This is a genomic window from Ruminococcus sp. HUN007 (genome assembly GCF_000712055.1).
Lineage (GTDB): Bacteria > Bacillota > Clostridia > Oscillospirales > Ruminococcaceae > HUN007.
Genome location: NZ_JOOA01000002.1, coordinates 1,164,083 through 1,181,704, shown reverse-complemented (window position 1 = coordinate 1,181,704; position 17,622 = coordinate 1,164,083). Strand labels below are relative to the sequence as shown.

Here is a 17,622-nt window from a genome sequence, read left to right as displayed (position 1 = left end):
CGGATAAATCAGTATTTCCTGAAAAAGAAAAGCTTCGTACCGTAAAAGGTGCGAAGCTTTTTTATGCTGTGAATGAATTATTTCAGATCAGTGTGAAGTATGTGCTGAATACAGGAAAGTTAATGAGTTGAGACTTTCAGATCACCTGTGCTGAAAACCTTCTCAGTTTTTGCACGGTGTGTTTCTGCATCTTCTGTCTGATGTGTTCCTTCCACTGAAAATACTATGTCATCAATATCTTCGACAGAGTCAATTCTGATCGTTTTCAGTTTTTCTTCAGATAACCAGAAGTCAAAGATACCTTTTGATTCCGGATATAATACTGTATGCTGGTACGGTTTAATATCCTTGCCGTTGATCTGAAATGAATCCAGATCAAAGTCGATTATTTTATCTGTATTGTTTTCAAAATAAACTTCAACATTCATGGAGTTATCGTAGCGGCTTGAATATTCTGTTCCGTAGTAGCCGATCCTTACACCGTCATGATCGAATAATATTGTATCCGGTACAAAAGGCTCGTTGTCAGCAGTGTTTTTCGTTTCAACTGTGATCTTGTCCGATGTTTCGACCACGTTGTAGTCCTGTTTGTTCTCTGTTTTAAACCACAGGTCAATATTGTTTATGTTTTCAATATTCAGTTTTTCAAGTATATCAAGGTCAATGTAAACAGAGTCAGTGACTGTACTTTTTTTGGAAACGGACTCATAAACGGATGCGTTAACATCATAACCGTTTATGAGAACTTTATCAGTTCTTACAAGAATATCGTTATCGGATTTGTTTTCAATCTGAAGCTGAAGTTTTGCGCTGGAGGAGAAACTGCTGTCGTGGATGATGTTCAGAGTGGAGACCTTCACAGTGTCCGTTTCCCAGATGACCTCAGGTTCCTTTATGTTGTTCAATGGGTTGAAAGTGTATTCCTTAGGCGTATAGTTATCACTGTAGCTGTGGTTTCGCGGAGAAGCTCCGCGTCCAATTTGCTGACCGATTTTAGCGCCAGCTATGGTGATACCGGCTATTGCTGCGATCATTACGGCTATTCCGGCAGCTACGATATGCCCCGTCTTTTTATTATTTTTCATGCCGTTAATGTTAGTGTTATTTATGCTGCTGTTCATATCCGGTGCAGGTGTTCCTGAATTTACAAAGCCTACAGCATTGGCGTTTTCAGCTGTATATACCGGAGGAACACTGTTCTGTGCGGCATTTGCCTGTGCGTTCGGGACAGGATCATCAGCATATGGTGATATAGTCTGACCGTAACTCTGAGGTGTCACGCCCTGTGCTTTGTTCTGGGCAAAGCTCTGGTTATTCATAGGATTCGGATCGTAATTCTGGCCACCGTTATAACCGGATGGAGGAGGGTTTATACCGGGAGTATACGGATCATAATCAAAATTCGGGTTCTGGGAACCGCATCCTGAGCAGAAACGGGTCTTGCTGTCAAGCGGCTTGCCGCATTTCATACAGAATAAATAATCCGGATTGCTTTTTCCGCAGGCCGGACAGAAACGGTCGTCATTATCAAGAAATTTACCGCATTTAACACAATACATTTATTCAGAACTCCTTTTTAATAAGTGTTAAAAATATTTTATCATATAATATACAATTAATCAATGATTATTTTGTTGTTTTAGTATATAAAATACGTTGACAGGGACGCTGTTAAGTGGTAAAATCTATATAGTCCGCTTTTGGACGTGACGTACATAATAATATATATAAAGGATGATCTGTAATTGAGTAAGTTCAGAAAACAGCACATGAAGATCCAGTGGCACGAGCTCCTCGATGAGGAAAATGAGGAACTGGCAGCCGAAAATGCGTCGCTTAAGGAAAAGGCTACTCTGGTCGGCCGTGTCGGACTTATGATGCTTGCATCCGGTACCGGAGCGTGGAGAGTGCGCGCGTCGATGAACAAGATATCCCGTGCTCTCGGCATCGTCTGCAACGCCGACATAGGTCTGCTTTCCATTTCATACACCTGCGTGGAAAACGGTGAAACCTACACCAATGCTATATCGATAAACACAACCGGTGTAAATACTGACCGGCTGAATGCCATCGAGTTTTTTGCCGACAGCTTTACGGAGCGGGCAGGAAAGTATTCGGTAAAAACAGTTCCACAGGATCCTCGACAAGATCGAAAGTATGCCGGCCAACTATAAGGCATGGAATCTTTCACTTGCTGCTGCGTTTGCGTGCTGTGCGTTTACGTTCCTTCTCGGCGGCGGTCCTGCTGAAATGCTGTTTGCGTTTTTCGGAGCGGGAGTAGGGCAGTTCGTGCGCAAGAAACTCATTGAACATCATATAACCCTGCTGGCCAATGTTGCCTGCGCAGTGGCATCTTCGTGCTGTACCTACGTTATTCTTATAAAACTTGCCGAGATGTTTTTCGGCATTTCCGAGGCACATCAGTCCGGATACATCTGCTCGATGCTTTTTGTGATACCGGGATTTCCTCTTATCACCGGCGGCATCGACCTTGCAAAGCTTGATCTTCGTTCGGGTCTTGAACGTCTCACCTATGCCTTCCTTATTATAATCACGGCAACACTGACCGGATGGCTGGCGGCCTTTACTTTCAGGTTTACACCTGCAGATTTTCCTGAGCTTTCGATTGATCCTGTGCTGAAACTCGTTTTCAGGATGGCTGCAAGCTTTGTGGGTGTGTACGGATTCTCTTTCCTTTTCAACAGCAAAAGAAAGATGGCTCTCACAGCCGGAATGATAGGCATGATCGCCAACACTCTTCGTCTTGAACTTGTTGATTTCACATCCGTTCCGGTAAGTGCGGCGGCTTTCATCGGCGCTTTTTCAGCCGGAATAATGGCTTCACTTATCAAGGCGAAAATCGGATATCCGCGAATCACACTTACAGTTCCGTCGATAGTTATCATGGTTCCGGGAATGTTCCTCTACAAGGGTATCTACTACCTGGGACTCAACGATGTAAATACAGGCATCATGTGGCTTTCAAAGGCAATAATGCTAATAGCCGCACTTCCTCTCGGACTTATAGCTGCCAGAATTCTTACCGATAAAAACTTCAGAAAGAGCAGCTGATCATATACTTAGGAAACACTGATTTAATCGGAAATCCGGCTTCGCCGGATTTCCGGAGATGGGATTTGCGGGGCTTCGCCCCGAAGCCCCACGCTGATTTATGAATAAATCAGCGTTTCCCTTACTTATAAATGCGAAAGCAGCGTCATTCGGGAATGACGCTGCTTTTTACGGTATTACAGTATTTCTTTGTGATTAGCGCTCTCGCACGGAGAGTGCTAATTTTTCATCTGTTGTTCACAATTCTGTCATAATCGGGGTGTAATATAATAATCACCGAAAGGAAATAAAGAACATGAAAGAGGCGGTTCCAATGGAATCATTAAAAAAGATCATATCAGAAAAAGAAGCAGAAAAATCTGCCGGCGGTTTCAGATACTAACGAGGACGCATATCCTCCGTAAACTGCTGACAGAACAGTGTGTACAATTACAAGGAGGAATAATTTATGTTTGGACTTACACCGTTTGAAAGAAAAGGTTACGATATCTTTAATCCGTTTGATGATTTCGAAAAAGAATTCTTCGGCAACAGAATGATGCCTATGCACAGACCTGAACAGGAATTCAGAACAGATATTCAGGAGTCAGATACTGATTATGTTCTTGAAGCAGATCTTCCGGGATTTAAAAAGGAAGATATAAGCATAGATATTTCAAAGGATCTTCTGACTATCTCCGCTAAACATGAAGAGAAAAAGGAAGAAAAGAATGAGGACGGAAAGTTCATCAGGAAAGAAAGATATTCCGGCATGTACAGCAGAAGCTTCGGCATTGCAGGTATCGATTCCGATAACATTTCCGCAGAATACAATGACGGCGTTCTGAAGGTAACAATGCCGAAATTGACTCAGTCACAGGAAAAGAGAAGACTTGAGATCAAATAATCCCGAGTTTCCTCATAAGCTCCTTTGAGTTCTGTGACGGAATGCCTGTCATCCTGAAATATTCACCGTTTATCTCATAGCTGCTCTTTCTGGCTGCAGGATTTATATACATCTCCATATGCTCAGAATACCTGTCAGTCAGCTGGATGACACGCTGATTTGACGAGCCGCGCAGTCCTTTGTCATCATCAAGCTCCTGCACGTAAGCTCCGTCGATGAGTATGTCGGTGAGTTTCAGAAGCTCCTTTACAGGCTTCTCATCCGAGAAACTCAGCTCCTCATAAGTATATCCGGTATAGACGATCAGCCCGTAATCAGGACGGCTCTTTCTTATCTCTCCTGTGAGCCGGCAGATCCTGTCCGCCTGGTGAAATGGCTCACCGCCCGAAACGGTCATGCCTTCCGTTTCAGCTGCCCCCGCAAACTCCTTCGCGATCTCAGCTATTCTGACTGTTTTACCTCCGTCAGGCGAATGAGTGTGAGCTGCAATACACCCCGGACAGTTCCGGCTGCATCCCTGTACCCATAATACAGATCTTAAAAACGGACCTAACAGGTCCGTTTTTTTTGTGTACCACGAGATCCTTATATGATCCGCGTCTGCGTAATTCTTTATTATTCCCATTTTGATCCCTCTTATCACTGCTGTCACTGCCGGTCCGTACAGCCGGTCAGGCTGTTCCGGATACGGTATTAAAATTATCGTTATCAATATTATAACCCGAAAAACACCTTCCGGTCAATCGGTAAAAAACCATCTGATCACCGCTTCAGAAAAATGAATACAAAAATCCTCTTTTTTGCACAGTGAAATCTGTCAGATGTGTATGCGAAAAAACTGTTGACACAGGACTGCGAAAGTGGTATAATAGATAACGGTCGAGAACGCGGGATGGAGCAGCTCGGTAGCTCGTCGGGCTCATAACCCGAAGGTCGTTGGTTCAAATCCAGCTCCCGCAACCAAATCAGGCACCATGATTCTTTACAGAGTCATGGTGCTTTTATTTTTATCTGTAACTTCAAATTCATCATTTGTTCCTTTCAGCCACATTTGATCGGGTTTTATGAGTTCAGATCGCTTCGCCTTGTTTTTACACCTGATTCATGGTATACTAATTTAAGATGAAAACGAAAAGAATTCAGAAAGGAGAGTGCGAAAATGGGAAACTATATCAATCCGGGAAATCAGGCATTTAATGAGATAAACGATGAAGATTATGTTGATAAGACAATGCTTAAATCTGAACCCCAAACGCAGAAAGCGTATCTTAATCTGCTGCGTGGCTGGTTCAAAAACAGCAATGAGAGCGGTCTCGGCTATCATGAAGTAAAGAAATGGTATGACGGATACGATTTTCCGGATATCGGAGCGATTTATACTATGATTCGAAAACAGGGAAGCGCAGCTGTACGATTGAGAGATCTTGAAGGGGGAACCCGAACATGTTAAAGGAAATAGCAACCGGCACCTCTGATTTTTGCAAAATAAGAGAACGAAACAATTTTCTTGTTGATAAGACATTGTTTATCAAAGAGTGGTGGAACAAAGCAGATGAAGTAACACTCATCACACGTCCACGCCGCTTTGGCAAGACGCTGAACATGAGTATGCTCGAATGTTTTTTCAGCACTGATTATAAAAACCGTTCAGATCTTTTTGAAGGCTTAAAAATATCAGAATATCCTGAAATAATGAAATTTCAGGGAACGATTCCGGTTATCGCATTAAGTTTCTCAACGGTAAAAAACGACAAAGTTTTTGAAATGAAAAATAATATAGCTTCGATCATCAAAATTCATTATATTAGAAATAATGAGATCGTCCATGGCAGCGATAAGATCAGCGAAGACTATAAAAAAGAATACGACCGTATAAAAAATGGTTTTACTGTAAAAGAGCCGAAAGACTTTGATGAAAATCTTGTTGCCAAATCGGTTTTATTCTTATCTGAAGTACTGTCAATCGAATACGGTAAAAAGGTAATTATTCTTCTGGATGAATATGATACTCCGCTGCAGGAAGCCTGGACACAAGGTTCCTGGAATGAAATACTGTCATTTATGCGCCTGCTTTTTACTTCCACATTCAAAGATAATAAATTCATGGACCGGGCAGTAATGACCGGTATTACCAGAGTGAGCAAGGAATCATTGTTTTCAGGTATGAACAATCTTCTTATATGTTCGCTTTCGAATGAAATTTATCAGGATTATTTCGGATTTACTGAACAGGAAGTATTCGATGCAATGGATGAATACGGATACACGAACAAAGATGAGATCAAATTCTGGTACGATGGATTCAATATAGGAAGACTTACAGATATCTACAATCCTATGTCTGTAACGTTCTTCTTAAATTCCGGAAAGATAGATTCGTACTGGGCAAACTCCAGCTCAAACGATCTGGTAAGCAAACTGATACGTCAAGGCAGCAAAGATATTAAATCTGATTTTGAAAATCTTCTAAACGGCGGATCGGTTACCAAAAAACTTGATGAGCAGCTGGTGTTTAATAAACTTAGCACATCACAGAGTGCAATCTGGAGTTTGCTTGTAATGAGCGGTTACCTTAAAAGTAATCTGATCAGAGATAAACTTTATGAAATTCGGATCGTTAATCATGAGACTATGCTGCTGCTAAGAAATCTGATCGAAGGATGGTTTGATGAAACAGTTGTCGGTTATTACAGCGATTTTATAAAGTCATTCTTGAACTGCGATACAGATTCAATGAACGAATATATGAACAGAATAGTATTTTCATCAATCAGTACATTTGATTCTGCATATAATGAAGATGATTTTCTTGCGCCGGAAAAATTCTATCACGGACTTGTTCTCGGCATGCTGGTTGAGTTAAGAGAACGCTATGCTGTAAAATCGAACCGTGAAAGCGGATTCGGAAGATATGACATTATGCTCGTTCCACATGACAAGAAAGACAGGGCATTTATCATCGAATTCAAAGTAGTAAACAAAAATAAAAAAGAAACACTTGAAACCGCCTTGACAAATGCACTTGCTCAGATTGAAGAAAAGAAATATGAGCAGGAACTCCTTGATCTTGGGGCAACTGATGACAATATCATAAAGTACGGTTTTGCCTTTGAGGGAAAGAAAGTGCTTATCGGGCAGGGATGAGCGGAGCCAGGGATCATATTTACAAACATATAGACAAAGAGCTTGTACTTATGAAAAAATTGTCGTAATAATATTTTTAGCCGCAGGGCTTACGGTTAACTGACCGTAAACTCTGCGGCTCATAATTCCGGGCATGCTGATTTGCTTTCAAAGAAAGTTTCTTAACATTCCCTTTTCAAGATCTCTCAATCGTACAGCTGTGCTTTCCTGTTTTCGAATCATAGTTTATCCCGACGAGGAGCAGATTATCTTTAAGAGGTTTCAGCACGGTGTCGTACTTCTTTTTTCTAATCTGCTCAACTGCACCTCCGGATGATTTATTCCATTTTAACTCTATAAGCAGTGCAGGATGATCAGACATTGGTTTCGGAATATAAACCACATCAGCTATACCTTTACCGGACGGCAGCTCCTCTGTTTTTATGTAACTTCCTTCCGTACAGATATACGCATATTTTATGACAGCTCTCAATGCCTGCTCGTTGTTATAAAACTGCGGTGCGTAATGCTCATTGCGTATTTCTTCCATGATTTCAGCTACGGTATCTGCGTCTTCTTTCAGAGTGGCATCAAGAAGTTTCTTTGATCGCATGATAAGCTTCATCCATGCTTCACCTTCATTAACGGATGAAAGAAGCAGTCTGAACTCGCCGCGTACTTCATTATTTGGAATGCGGACCGTCCCGTCTTCTTCGTTATAAGTCAGATAGCCAAGATGTATAAGAAGTGTCAGCACATCGTCAGCCGTACTGAATGTCTCGAAATCATTCTGAAACTCATCGGCTTCCACGTGGATCTTTTCTCCTGCAATCAGGCAGGCGATTTTCTCCTGCAGTCCGTCAAAATTCATATTTATATATGTTTTCAGAGACTCGGCTGCCGTGGTCTTTTTCCAGTAAGATTTGCATTTTTTCTTTTCAGCAGCCTTCATCACTGAATACGGATTATAGATCGCTCCGATATCCGGAAAATCGTATCCGTCATACCATTCCTTTACTTCATGAAAATCGAGACCGCTCTCTTTACATTTCTTCTGTACTTCTTCTTCAGTAAACCCTGTAAATTCAGCAAAATCATCCGGTTCAAGGATCGGATATTCATCGAAATCCGAAATTGCGGACTGTGAACCGTCCTTTTTTATCGGCAGGATTCCGGTCATATACGCTGCAGCTACAACTTTCGGAGTAAAATTGCTGTTTTTGAACCAGCCGCGCAGCAAATTAAGATACGCTTCCTGTGTTTTTGGTTCATCCTTCGCTTCACGGATCAAAGCGTCCCATTCATCAATGATAAAGATAAACTGTTTACCGTTTAATTCATTGATGTATCTGCTTAATTCAGCATTTAATGACAGTTCTGCTGAAAGACCAGGATCAAGATATTTCAGTTCAGATTTAAGCGTTTCTATGATCATCTTAGGTACTTCACTCAAAGGTAAACTATTGCTTTTAGCATCTGAAATAAAGCTGGTTATATCAAGACTGATCACATTGTACTGATTCAGATGTTTCTCATAATTCCCCGTTTCAGTTATTTTCATTTCATCAAACAAACTATGAGAATCACAGGTACAGTCGTAGTAGGCGCTGAGCATTTTGGCAGCAAAAGACTTTCCGAACCGACGAGGTCTGCTTATACAGATAAGCTTATTCTTTTTTCGTATTCTTTCATTGACCAGTGAAATAAGCATTGTCTTATCAACATAATCTTCATCGTTTATCTCATTAAATGCCTGATTTCCCGGATTGATATAGTTTCCCATTTCCGCGCTCTCCTTTCTGAATTCTTTTCGTTTTCATCTTAAATAAGTATACCATGAATCAGGCGTAAAAACAAGGCGAAGCGTTATGGTGTAATCATACTTTATTGTTCTTCAGTAATTCTTCAGCTACTTCAACCACATCGTGTCGTTCTTCTTCTGTGTAAGTAAACATATCACTACTCATCCCGTTTTTTGAGAGAAGTGCCAGTAGATATGCTGCAGATAATATAAGTTGTTTATAATCAGTATCATTTGAACAATACTTCTTACTCACATCTCTGGATATTGTTAAATGATTTGTTCCGAGGATTTTCATTATTTCAACAACTGATTCATAATCAGCTAAATTATCATTAATGCCCGGAAGAACAATGTATTTCATCGTAATTTGTCCTGGCCTTGAAAGATGTGAATAATACTTTACCAGATTATCTGTAACCACATCAAAATTATCTACGCCCTTTACTTTAGCCCATGTTGCAGGTGTTCCTGCATCAATCGACAAATTAATAGCTGATTTCGAATTGTTCTGAAGATTGGTTGCTATTTCTTCATCGTAAATAAATGCATTCGTATAAAAGCATGCTGTTTTATTCTTAACCAATTTATAAATTCTATCTTTATAAGGATGAATTGTAATTTCACCTGAAGAAATCTGCCAGCAAGCATCAGGATCGATTAATCCAGTGCTTTCAGCTCTTTCAAGAAGTTCAAATATTTTTTCATAAGCAGATTTAACATCTGGATTATTAATCCATTTTTTATCTACACTGCAGTAACAGCATTTGCATTGACATGGAGCAGGATACATAGAAAGATTAACATAACCTATAAACGGATTAATACTCCAGTCTCCTTTTCGGTATTTAGAACATCCTGCACATCCGTAATCATTTTTTTCCGGAGTTCGTAATCCCTGAGCCAATAACATTGTTCTGAGCCCAACAAATCTTTCAAGAGTTTCATCAACATTATCTGTAAGAGTTACTCCCGGAGCAGATGAAATATTCTCGCAGCAAAGCGTTATCACCCTATCGCCTTTATCTATTCTACCATTTATATTCAAATACATATTTGAAATCAAATCACATGATAAATAAGCCATAAATTGTACCTCTCACAGTATTTTAGTTTTCTTTATCCAAAACAATTTGCTCGCTTGGTGCCATATAATTCAAGTCTTATAATTGTAGTTTTAAGCGCTAATAAACTACATTGACTGTTCAGAAACATACCGCTCAAACTTTTCAAGTATTTCATCATTAAATTCAGTTTTGTATTCTTTACAAGCTCGTTTTATATATTTTTCAGCTTCAAAACGATCATATGGAATTGAGGCTATTCCATAAATAACACTGAAATTTGAATGAATATCTTTTATAGACTCAAACTCATTTTTAATTTGATTAATACAATTTTTAGTTTTTTCATAATCATAAGTATCATCGTTGGATATTCGTAATACTTGACATGCCCTTGAAATCCATGAATTATCAGCTAAATAGTTGTTTAATTGCTCTTTACATACTTTCGGTTTCTCTGCTAATATTCTATCTATACAATTCTGAAAATCAGAAACAGTATTGGCGTGGTAGGTTATTAGTCTTCCTGTTCCTGTATCAGGCATATAAGTAGTAATCGTTGGTGTACCGCAACTAATATGTTCATGAATTTTTACAGGGTCACAAGACATGGACATTTTAGCATCATCAAAATATGGTATTATGCAAATATCCATATTACTATAATACTTATATAATTCTGAATGAGCTTTAGATCCCAAATAATACATATTAGGATAGAGCATCTCTACATAGTTATTCAATATACTTCCGACTATTACAAATGACTTATCCGGATTATTTCGAACTAATTCATAGAACAAATCACGATCAAATCTCTGATAGATACATCCTACATAGCCGATTCTCGGATGAGGGATATCTTTCAAATCATCTGGTTCATTATTGTCAGTGAAATTTTTCATTTCTAACGCTGACACAGCGTTATGTGATAAATAAACATTTGATTTATTTTGGAATATAGCTTTATTTAAAAACAATGAATAAGCCGTGCAAAGTATAGCATCTGAAAAATCAACAAGTAATTTTTCATTTTCATATAACTGTGCATTTGACCAAAACGCATTTTTATAATCGGAATTATCATCGGCACAATCAAATATTATTTTATTTTTTCCTTTTAATGGGATTAATGATTTCCATGCATTTACATTTGAAATTATAAAAACAGCATTGTTTTCTGAGCCAGCTATTTTTGAAACAATAGCATTATAAGAATGTACACCATAATTAGAAGCGCAAAAAGGTGTTATTACCTCTATGCCTTCAATATTATTAGAATGAGAAACACAATATTCCGCAAGTTCATCCTCACTTACCCTTTTCACAACATCAACATAAGCTTCTGGTGTAATATAAATTACTTTAATTCCTATCTGCGCATATGAGATTGCGAGATTTTGATATCTTTGCCTTTCTTTACCGAATCCGCATATGGATAAAAATACAATTGTACACTCATAGTTTTTTAAAACTGTTTCAAATATCTCTTTACAAGTTTTAGGTGCAGAATTAAATGAATTAACAATATCATTATAATCTGATATTTGATTTTGTTTTTTCATCTCTAACGCTGCTTTAGCATAATAAACACTTGCTAAAGCTAAATCCCCACCCTTTTCAAGTAAAACTGCGATTTCATAAAGCAATTCATAATCATTAGTTTTTGTGTCCAATTTCGGCAATACATTTCTTAATTCTTTGATTATATCTATATTTCTTTCTTTACAATAATCTTCAAAAGCGTCTTCTCCTTTAATTTCTTCATACTCCATAATTTCATTATAAAAATGTTCTATTTCAAAACAAGGCTTTAAGTCAATCTGCGCTTTCAATATTGCTAACTCTTCAAGTAAGCTATCATTAATACGCTTTTTGATTTCAATTAAAAGAGCTGTTAGTTCACCAGATTCATATAATCTATTATTAAAGTTCAAAATCGCATTATTTATAGAATTTACTAACCCGCCAATTGCTGTTCCGTTATTATCCACTACGTTCAATACTGAACTAAGTGACTGAACGCATATCTCACATAATTCGTCTGTATTTTTTTCCTTCATATATTCTGTCGCTTCTATAACAGAATCAAGTATTTCCAATATTTCTTTATACTGTGAAAATCTCATATTTGGCTCCTTTCCTAAATAAATACATGTATTCAAAGTGATGTAGCAACAATAAGAAATAGCGATTATTCCGTATAATGTACATTTTTTCCAAACAGCGCAGGTGGTTGATTTAATACAGCCATAAAATTAAAACACTAATGCAGAGTATAAAAATTTTTTGTACTCTGCTATTTTTTATTTTATTCCCATCTTTTGCTTAAAGCGCTCGAGCATAAATTCAACTATTTCCTTCATTGATTCACAATTCTGAAGAGCCTTTTTCATTCCTCTTACATATCCGACACTGTCACCATTCAAAAGTGCAGAATTTGCTTGAAGCATGTAATATCCAAACTTGTGAAGAGAAGGAAGCACCTGAATATCAGCCTCATCCTGAAGAAGTTCCGGATTATATATATTAGAGACATATTCACCTAACAAGTTAGTAAACATTAAATACATCTCATGTTTTCTGTTATCATCTAACATGAAGCTTCTGTAAGCAGCTTTTTCATACATTGAAGTTATCCATAGAAATCGCTTTATGTTTGACGTGAAGCTTTCCGGTACGCCATAACAAAGCACATATCCGGCAAAATCATCGTGATTAACCGCAATCATTTCAAGCTTTGATCTAAATTCTGATGCTATCATATTATCTACAACGCCACTTATATCAATACCATGTTTTACCGCCAGATAAATTGCTTCTGAATAGCCTTCTTTCCAGTCATCTACATTTTTTATGAATGTCAGTAAATCATCAGCAAATGATTTTTCATTCTGAGTGAGCACAAGCTTCATAAGATCACTGTACTTACCTTTTACACCAGTGTTAACAACATCTTTCGCAAATGCCATTCTGTTATCTTCACCTACAATCGAGTAGTAAGTACTTTCCATCATGTACAAAGAGAGTTCACACTTATTGTCATCATCGCAGTTTATAATTTTACCGTAATACTCCGCTAATGTAGAATATTGCTTTTTATCCTGACAAATCTCTCTTATAGACCCAAGCACATTTTTAAAATCTTCTCCATCAAGACTGACAATATCAAATTTGCTAAGCAACTGAAATGCTTCATCATATCTCTTAGATTTTTTTAAGTCAAGCGCTGCCATGCAAATGCATCTTATATACTCTGATTCTGTTACGCCATCTACAGGATGAGCTGAAGAATCAGTAAGAATCAATTCATCTTTTTTGTATCTTTCGTACAAATCAAAATATCTGCAAAACGCAAGATATGATTCATTATATCTTGCTAATGCTGATAATATCTTAGCTTCTGTCATAGCAACCGCTACAGTTGCAACGCAATTCTCAACTCCATCTAGAGTATCATAATATTCCCGGCAAAGCTCAAGACAATACTCAGGCCTAGAATTCTGTAAATTCTGTACTGCCTGCATATAAACGACATTTGAATACAAATGTCGTCTTTCTGCTTTGGCTATCACCAATGCCTCCGAAATATATTTTTCTTTCTCATTATTATCATTACCTGCGCCATCTATCAGATGGGAAAGCAGCCTGAGATCATTTGGATTTTTTTCATACTCTTCACGCATCAGCTGCATATTTCTGTTTTTCTTATTCATGCTTTGCTGTGCAGAAGAATAACAGTATCCAGTATGATGTAAGATGGTTGAAAAATAACCAAGTGGCTGACGAATCCAAATACTTTCGTGTATTTTCCCTATAAACTCCACCGGGTCTTTCGGATCATTTATTCTTTGAAATCTCGCCAAACAAGCATCTCTATAATTAGTTTTATTAACATCCATATAATTTCTTATCATTATTTCGAGTGTCTTGTATTTGAGATATAATTCTGGTATGCTAAAAAAATTAATTATTTCACTGACATCTTCATCCAGATATTCATCAGCATCAAGGAAGAAATACCATTTTCCTTTTGCCTTTTTAAGTGTTGAATTTCTTGCTGCTGCAAAATCATTTATCCATTCAAAGTAAAATACATTATCTGTATATTTCTTTGCTATTTCAACGGTCGAATCTGTCGAACCGGTATCTGCAATAATTAGTTCACTCGGTATAGCATTCATAAGAGGCTGGAGTGATTTAAGGCATCGTTCAAGAACCTTTTCCTCATTCTTGACTATCATACCTATTGAAAGAAGTATTTCCTTTTTTTCTGTAGTACGTACTTTCATATTTCCTTCTCCTTAAACAGTAAAGGGCTACGGTGGAAGCCACCATAGCCCTTTGTCCCCATAATCCTATATCAACTATTTACGTAGTTATAACAACTATAAGTTCAAATTATTTCAGCTATTAATTACTGAAGGAGTGACAGAACGTTCTGTGGCTGTGAATTAGCCTGTGCAAGCATAGACTGAGCAGCCTGAGCGATAACATTCTTAGATGTGTATTCCATCATTTCCTTAGCCATGTCTGTATCTAAGATACGTGACTTAGCTGCTGTTGTGTTTTCAGAAGCTGTTGTGAGAGTATTAACCGTGTGTTCAAGTCTATTTTGCTGAGCACCAAGTTTTCCTCTTTCGTCAGAAACGTAATTACTTACAAGACGGATAGCATCTGCTGCTGCTGAAGCTGAATCCTGACTGCTGATGTCAACAGTAATAGCTGAAGTATATGTTGAAACTCCTGTATTGCCTGTTGTAGCACCAGTAGCAACTATACCTGTGTTATCACTATCGTTCGACTTATTAATAAAGCCTGAAACACCAGAAAACAGCGTATCTGTATGGAAGCTATTGATCTGTACGTGTAATTTATCAGCCTGTGTAGATGTCTCACCAATCTGAAGTCTGATTCCAGATGCAGCATTGGCAGTAGGTGCAGTATAAGAATTGCCGCCAGTTGCTGTAGATGAAAGTGTTAAAGCTGCAGTTGAACCCTGTGAGCCATCAAGAAGTTTATGACCGTTAAAGTTCGCTGTAGTTGCAACTCTGTCTATTTCAGCACAAAGCTGGTTCATTTCATCCTGAAGAGCATCTCTGTCTTCCTGCTTAAGAACGCCGTTAGCTGACTTTTCAGCAAGTTCAGTCATTCTTGTAAGGATGTCATGAGTTTCCTTCATGTAGCCTTCAGCCGTCTGAATGAGGTTAGCACCATCTTCGCAGTTATCCTTAGCTGTATCAAGAGCCTTGATCTGATTCTTCATCTTCTCTGTAATAGCGAGACCTGAAGCGTCATCTGAAGCCTTGTTGATCTTAAGACCAGAAGCAAGTTTCTGCATTCCGTTCTGCTGAGCCTTTGAAGCGTTTGCTAATGAATTGTTGGCATTTATAGCTGCCATATTAGTTCTAACTACCATTCCCATAATAATACCTCCATGTATTTAGGTTGTGCTCCTTGCAAAAATTTCGTTCTCTGAATTCATTTTCTATCCCTGATATCGCTTTCAATCCCTGATGTTTTTAGCTGATTTACTTATAACCCCGAAACCAGATAAATTTGAATTTGATTGGTTTCCTTTATTCTATTGCTTGTTGATTGAAAAAATGGTATACTAAATATGTATATACAACATTTCAGAAAGAAGCAATCAATCGTGCGAAGAAGAATTGCTTCAGTAGAATCTGGAGGTGCTTAAACTGGACACATTAACATTAAATGCTTTAAATAATGCTATAGCTTCCACTCGAATGGAAGGATATGATTTTACGGATGAAACACTAAAAATCATTACTGATTATGCTGAAAAAAAGATTGATTTTAATGAATTGATAAAAATGATCACTGTAATTTGCAAGGAGTAAAACTGTGGCGGTCTATTCGTTAGACGGATGTAGTCAGGATTGTTATGAACATACTACCGTCCTTATTAACAAGTTTGATATAAGAAATCAGAAATTACTTGATAAAGCAGAGGCGACTATTGTAACAGCAAGAATAATGGATGCTGAAAAAAAACACTGAATTTAAAGATGTGGATTTTAGTTTTTACAAATTACTTCATAAAAGAATTTTCAGTGATCTTTATAGCTGGGCTGGAGAAATACGAACAATCAATCTTTCAAAAAAGGGATCTGTATTTTGTAATGTAAAAAATATTGAAAATGCAGGAATACTAAAATTCAAATATCTTAAAGATAATAATTATTTTTGTAGTTTAAGTAAAGAGCGGTTCATCGAGGAACTTACGGATTTTTATAACGACATGAATTATTTGCATCCTTTTCGAGAAGGGAATGGCCGGACACTTAGATTGTTTTTAGCTTTGCTGACCAATAATGCTGGTTACAATATAGATTTTCAAAAATGCGATGGTGACTTACTTACGTTAGCGACAATCAAGGCATTTCAGGGAGATGCATCTTTACTGCAAAATATATTTTCTGAAATAATAGATTAATAGTACTCACCACAGTGAACATCAATCCGCTTTTGATGTTCACTAAATTTTTCTTTACAGGAGTACTATTATTATGGCAAATGAAACATCAGAAATTACATCCGGCTGCGGCGATTTAACAGAGATCACGCTTCGCAGGCTTCTTGAACAGTGGGTGGATGAAGATCTGCTTCCGGGTAATTACAGTAACGGTACGGTAACAGCTTACAGTTCGGTTATTCGTCGTATAAATCAGGATGAGATCGCTGATTTAAAGATAAGTGAGATCGCACCTGATCTGCTGCAGAATTATTTCGATAAACTCTGCAACGGCGGCAAAAACGGATGTGCTCATGTTAGCACGGGATATATGCGGATTTTTGCAGCGGTTCTGCACAGCTCTTTTCGTTTTGCGGTGTTTCCTAAAAAATATATCGAATCAGATCCGATGCAGTATGTCCGCATCAGTCATCCGAGGGAACAGTCACTGGTACTGGATCCCGTTAATATCCGCAGAAATGAGAACATGATCATATCACACAGACAGTTCTGTACTATTATAAAGTATCTTGAAGAAAAGAAAAATGCCGCTTTGCTGCCGATACAGATCGCCTATTATACCGGACTAAGACTCGGTGAAGTATGCGCACTGCTCTGGCGGGATATAGATCTGGATGAACAGTGTATCACAGTCAGACGGAGTATGCGTTATAATACTGTGCGCCATAAGATAGAGATAGGACCGGCTAAAAGAAACAAAGTGCGTATAGTTGATTTCGGAAACAGGCTGGCTGAGATCCTTAAACGTGAAAAATCAAGACAGAAGGCTCTTGAAGAAAGTGAGCTTAAATACGCCAACTACTGCAGAAGAGTTTTTGAAAACGGTCGTGAGCACTATGAGATATATGCTCTTGAAAAAGGCGAAACGGTACCGGAAGATCATCAGAAACTGTCATTTGTCTGTATAAGGAACAACGGAAAATTCGAAAGTCCGGATACAGTTTCAATAATGTGCCGTTCAATAAGAAAACTTGACGATAAACTCTGCGGTTTTCATTTTCATATTCTGCGCCACACCTACACCTGCAACCTCCTCTCTGCCGGCGCAGCACCGAAAGATGTCCAGGAACTGCTCGGTCATTCAGACATCAGCACCACAATGAATATCTATGCCCATTCAACCAGAAAACATAAAAGAAAAACAGCAATGCTGCTGGATAAAATGAATTAAGCTGAA

15 protein-coding genes and 1 tRNA gene are annotated in these 17,622 nt (G+C 38.1%); 9 read left to right on the top strand and 7 right to left on the bottom strand.

What is annotated here, in order from left to right:
• Positions 1 to 119: 119 nt before the first annotated feature.
• The gene (locus CC97_RS09205; protein WP_044974719.1) at positions 120 to 1,559 is read right to left on the bottom strand and encodes a zinc ribbon domain-containing protein; all 1,440 of its coding nucleotides are present in this window, start codon (positions 1,557 to 1,559) and stop codon (positions 120 to 122) included.
• A 186-nt stretch (positions 1,560 to 1,745) separates the two neighbouring features.
• On the opposite strand from CC97_RS09205, the gene CC97_RS21580 reads away from it, so the two are divergent.
• The 3 genes from CC97_RS21580 to CC97_RS09195 all read left to right on the top strand — a co-directional run bounded on the left by CC97_RS21580 (position 1,746) and on the right by CC97_RS09195 (position 3,958).
• On the top strand, positions 1,746 to 2,174 hold the full coding sequence (locus tag CC97_RS21580) for a threonine/serine exporter family protein (RefSeq protein ID WP_347493576.1): 429 nt from the start codon (positions 1,746 to 1,748) through the stop codon (positions 2,172 to 2,174).
• Entirely contained in the window at positions 2,158 to 3,072 is a 915-nt protein-coding gene (locus tag CC97_RS09200) for a threonine/serine exporter family protein (RefSeq protein WP_347493575.1), read from the top strand. Before CC97_RS21580 ends, CC97_RS09200 begins: the two co-directional genes overlap by 17 nt.
• A 448-nt stretch (positions 3,073 to 3,520) precedes the next feature.
• Positions 3,521 to 3,958, top strand: coding sequence for an Hsp20/alpha crystallin family protein (locus tag CC97_RS09195; protein ID WP_044974718.1), 438 nt, complete (start codon positions 3,521 to 3,523; stop codon positions 3,956 to 3,958).
• Here the strand turns inward: CC97_RS09195 and CC97_RS18820 are convergent.
• On the bottom strand, positions 3,951 to 4,583 hold the full coding sequence (locus tag CC97_RS18820; RefSeq protein WP_156036852.1) for a 4Fe-4S single cluster domain-containing protein: 633 nt from the start codon (positions 4,581 to 4,583) through the stop codon (positions 3,951 to 3,953). The two genes, CC97_RS09195 and CC97_RS18820, sit on opposite strands and share 8 nt — an antisense overlap.
• 261 nt (positions 4,584 to 4,844) lie before the next feature.
• On the opposite strand from CC97_RS18820, the gene CC97_RS09185 reads away from it, so the two are divergent.
• The 3 genes from CC97_RS09185 (at position 4,845) to CC97_RS09175 (ending at position 7,102) form a co-directional block, all read left to right on the top strand.
• Positions 4,845 to 4,921, top strand: a tRNA-Met gene (locus tag CC97_RS09185).
• A gap of 196 nt (positions 4,922 to 5,117) precedes the next feature.
• Complete coding sequence (locus CC97_RS09180; RefSeq protein ID WP_044974717.1) at positions 5,118 to 5,408, top strand: hypothetical protein; 291 nt, start codon at positions 5,118 to 5,120, stop codon at positions 5,406 to 5,408.
• Complete coding sequence (locus CC97_RS09175) at positions 5,402 to 7,102, top strand: AAA family ATPase (protein ID WP_044974716.1); 1,701 nt, start codon at positions 5,402 to 5,404, stop codon at positions 7,100 to 7,102. Before CC97_RS09180 ends, CC97_RS09175 begins: the two co-directional genes overlap by 7 nt.
• A gap of 175 nt (positions 7,103 to 7,277) precedes the next feature.
• Here the strand turns inward: CC97_RS09175 and CC97_RS09170 are convergent, their stop codons facing one another.
• The 5 genes from CC97_RS09170 to CC97_RS09150 all read right to left on the bottom strand — a co-directional run bounded on the left by CC97_RS09170 (position 7,278) and on the right by CC97_RS09150 (position 15,371).
• A complete protein-coding gene (locus CC97_RS09170; protein WP_044974715.1) occupies positions 7,278 to 8,864 on the bottom strand; it encodes an AAA family ATPase in 1,587 nt (528 codons plus the stop codon).
• A 94-nt stretch (positions 8,865 to 8,958) separates the two neighbouring features.
• Positions 8,959 to 9,969, bottom strand: a complete 1,011-nt coding sequence (locus CC97_RS09165) for a radical SAM protein (RefSeq protein WP_156036850.1) — start codon at positions 9,967 to 9,969, stop codon at positions 8,959 to 8,961.
• A gap of 105 nt (positions 9,970 to 10,074) precedes the next feature.
• Positions 10,075 to 12,075, bottom strand: a complete 2,001-nt coding sequence (locus tag CC97_RS09160; protein WP_044974713.1) for a glycosyltransferase — start codon at positions 12,073 to 12,075, stop codon at positions 10,075 to 10,077.
• Positions 12,076 to 12,252: 177 nt separating this feature from the next.
• The gene (locus tag CC97_RS09155) at positions 12,253 to 14,238 is read right to left on the bottom strand and encodes a glycosyltransferase family 2 protein (RefSeq protein WP_044974712.1); all 1,986 of its coding nucleotides are present in this window, start codon (positions 14,236 to 14,238) and stop codon (positions 12,253 to 12,255) included.
• 125 nt (positions 14,239 to 14,363) lie between these two features.
• The gene (locus CC97_RS09150) at positions 14,364 to 15,371 is read right to left on the bottom strand and encodes a flagellin (RefSeq protein WP_049962804.1); all 1,008 of its coding nucleotides are present in this window, start codon (positions 15,369 to 15,371) and stop codon (positions 14,364 to 14,366) included.
• A 443-nt stretch (positions 15,372 to 15,814) separates the two neighbouring features.
• On the opposite strand from CC97_RS09150, the gene CC97_RS20135 reads away from it, so the two are divergent.
• The 3 genes from CC97_RS20135 to CC97_RS09140 all read left to right on the top strand — a co-directional run bounded on the left by CC97_RS20135 (position 15,815) and on the right by CC97_RS09140 (position 17,616).
• Positions 15,815 to 15,970, top strand: coding sequence for a hypothetical protein (locus CC97_RS20135; protein ID WP_156036848.1), 156 nt, complete (start codon positions 15,815 to 15,817; stop codon positions 15,968 to 15,970).
• The gene (locus CC97_RS09145; protein WP_049962803.1) at positions 15,951 to 16,406 is read left to right on the top strand and encodes a Fic family protein; all 456 of its coding nucleotides are present in this window, start codon (positions 15,951 to 15,953) and stop codon (positions 16,404 to 16,406) included. Before CC97_RS20135 ends, CC97_RS09145 begins: the two co-directional genes overlap by 20 nt.
• A 73-nt stretch (positions 16,407 to 16,479) precedes the next feature.
• Positions 16,480 to 17,616, top strand: a complete 1,137-nt coding sequence (locus CC97_RS09140) for a tyrosine-type recombinase/integrase (protein ID WP_044974711.1) — start codon at positions 16,480 to 16,482, stop codon at positions 17,614 to 17,616.
• The last annotated feature ends 6 nt before the right edge of the window (positions 17,617 to 17,622 follow it).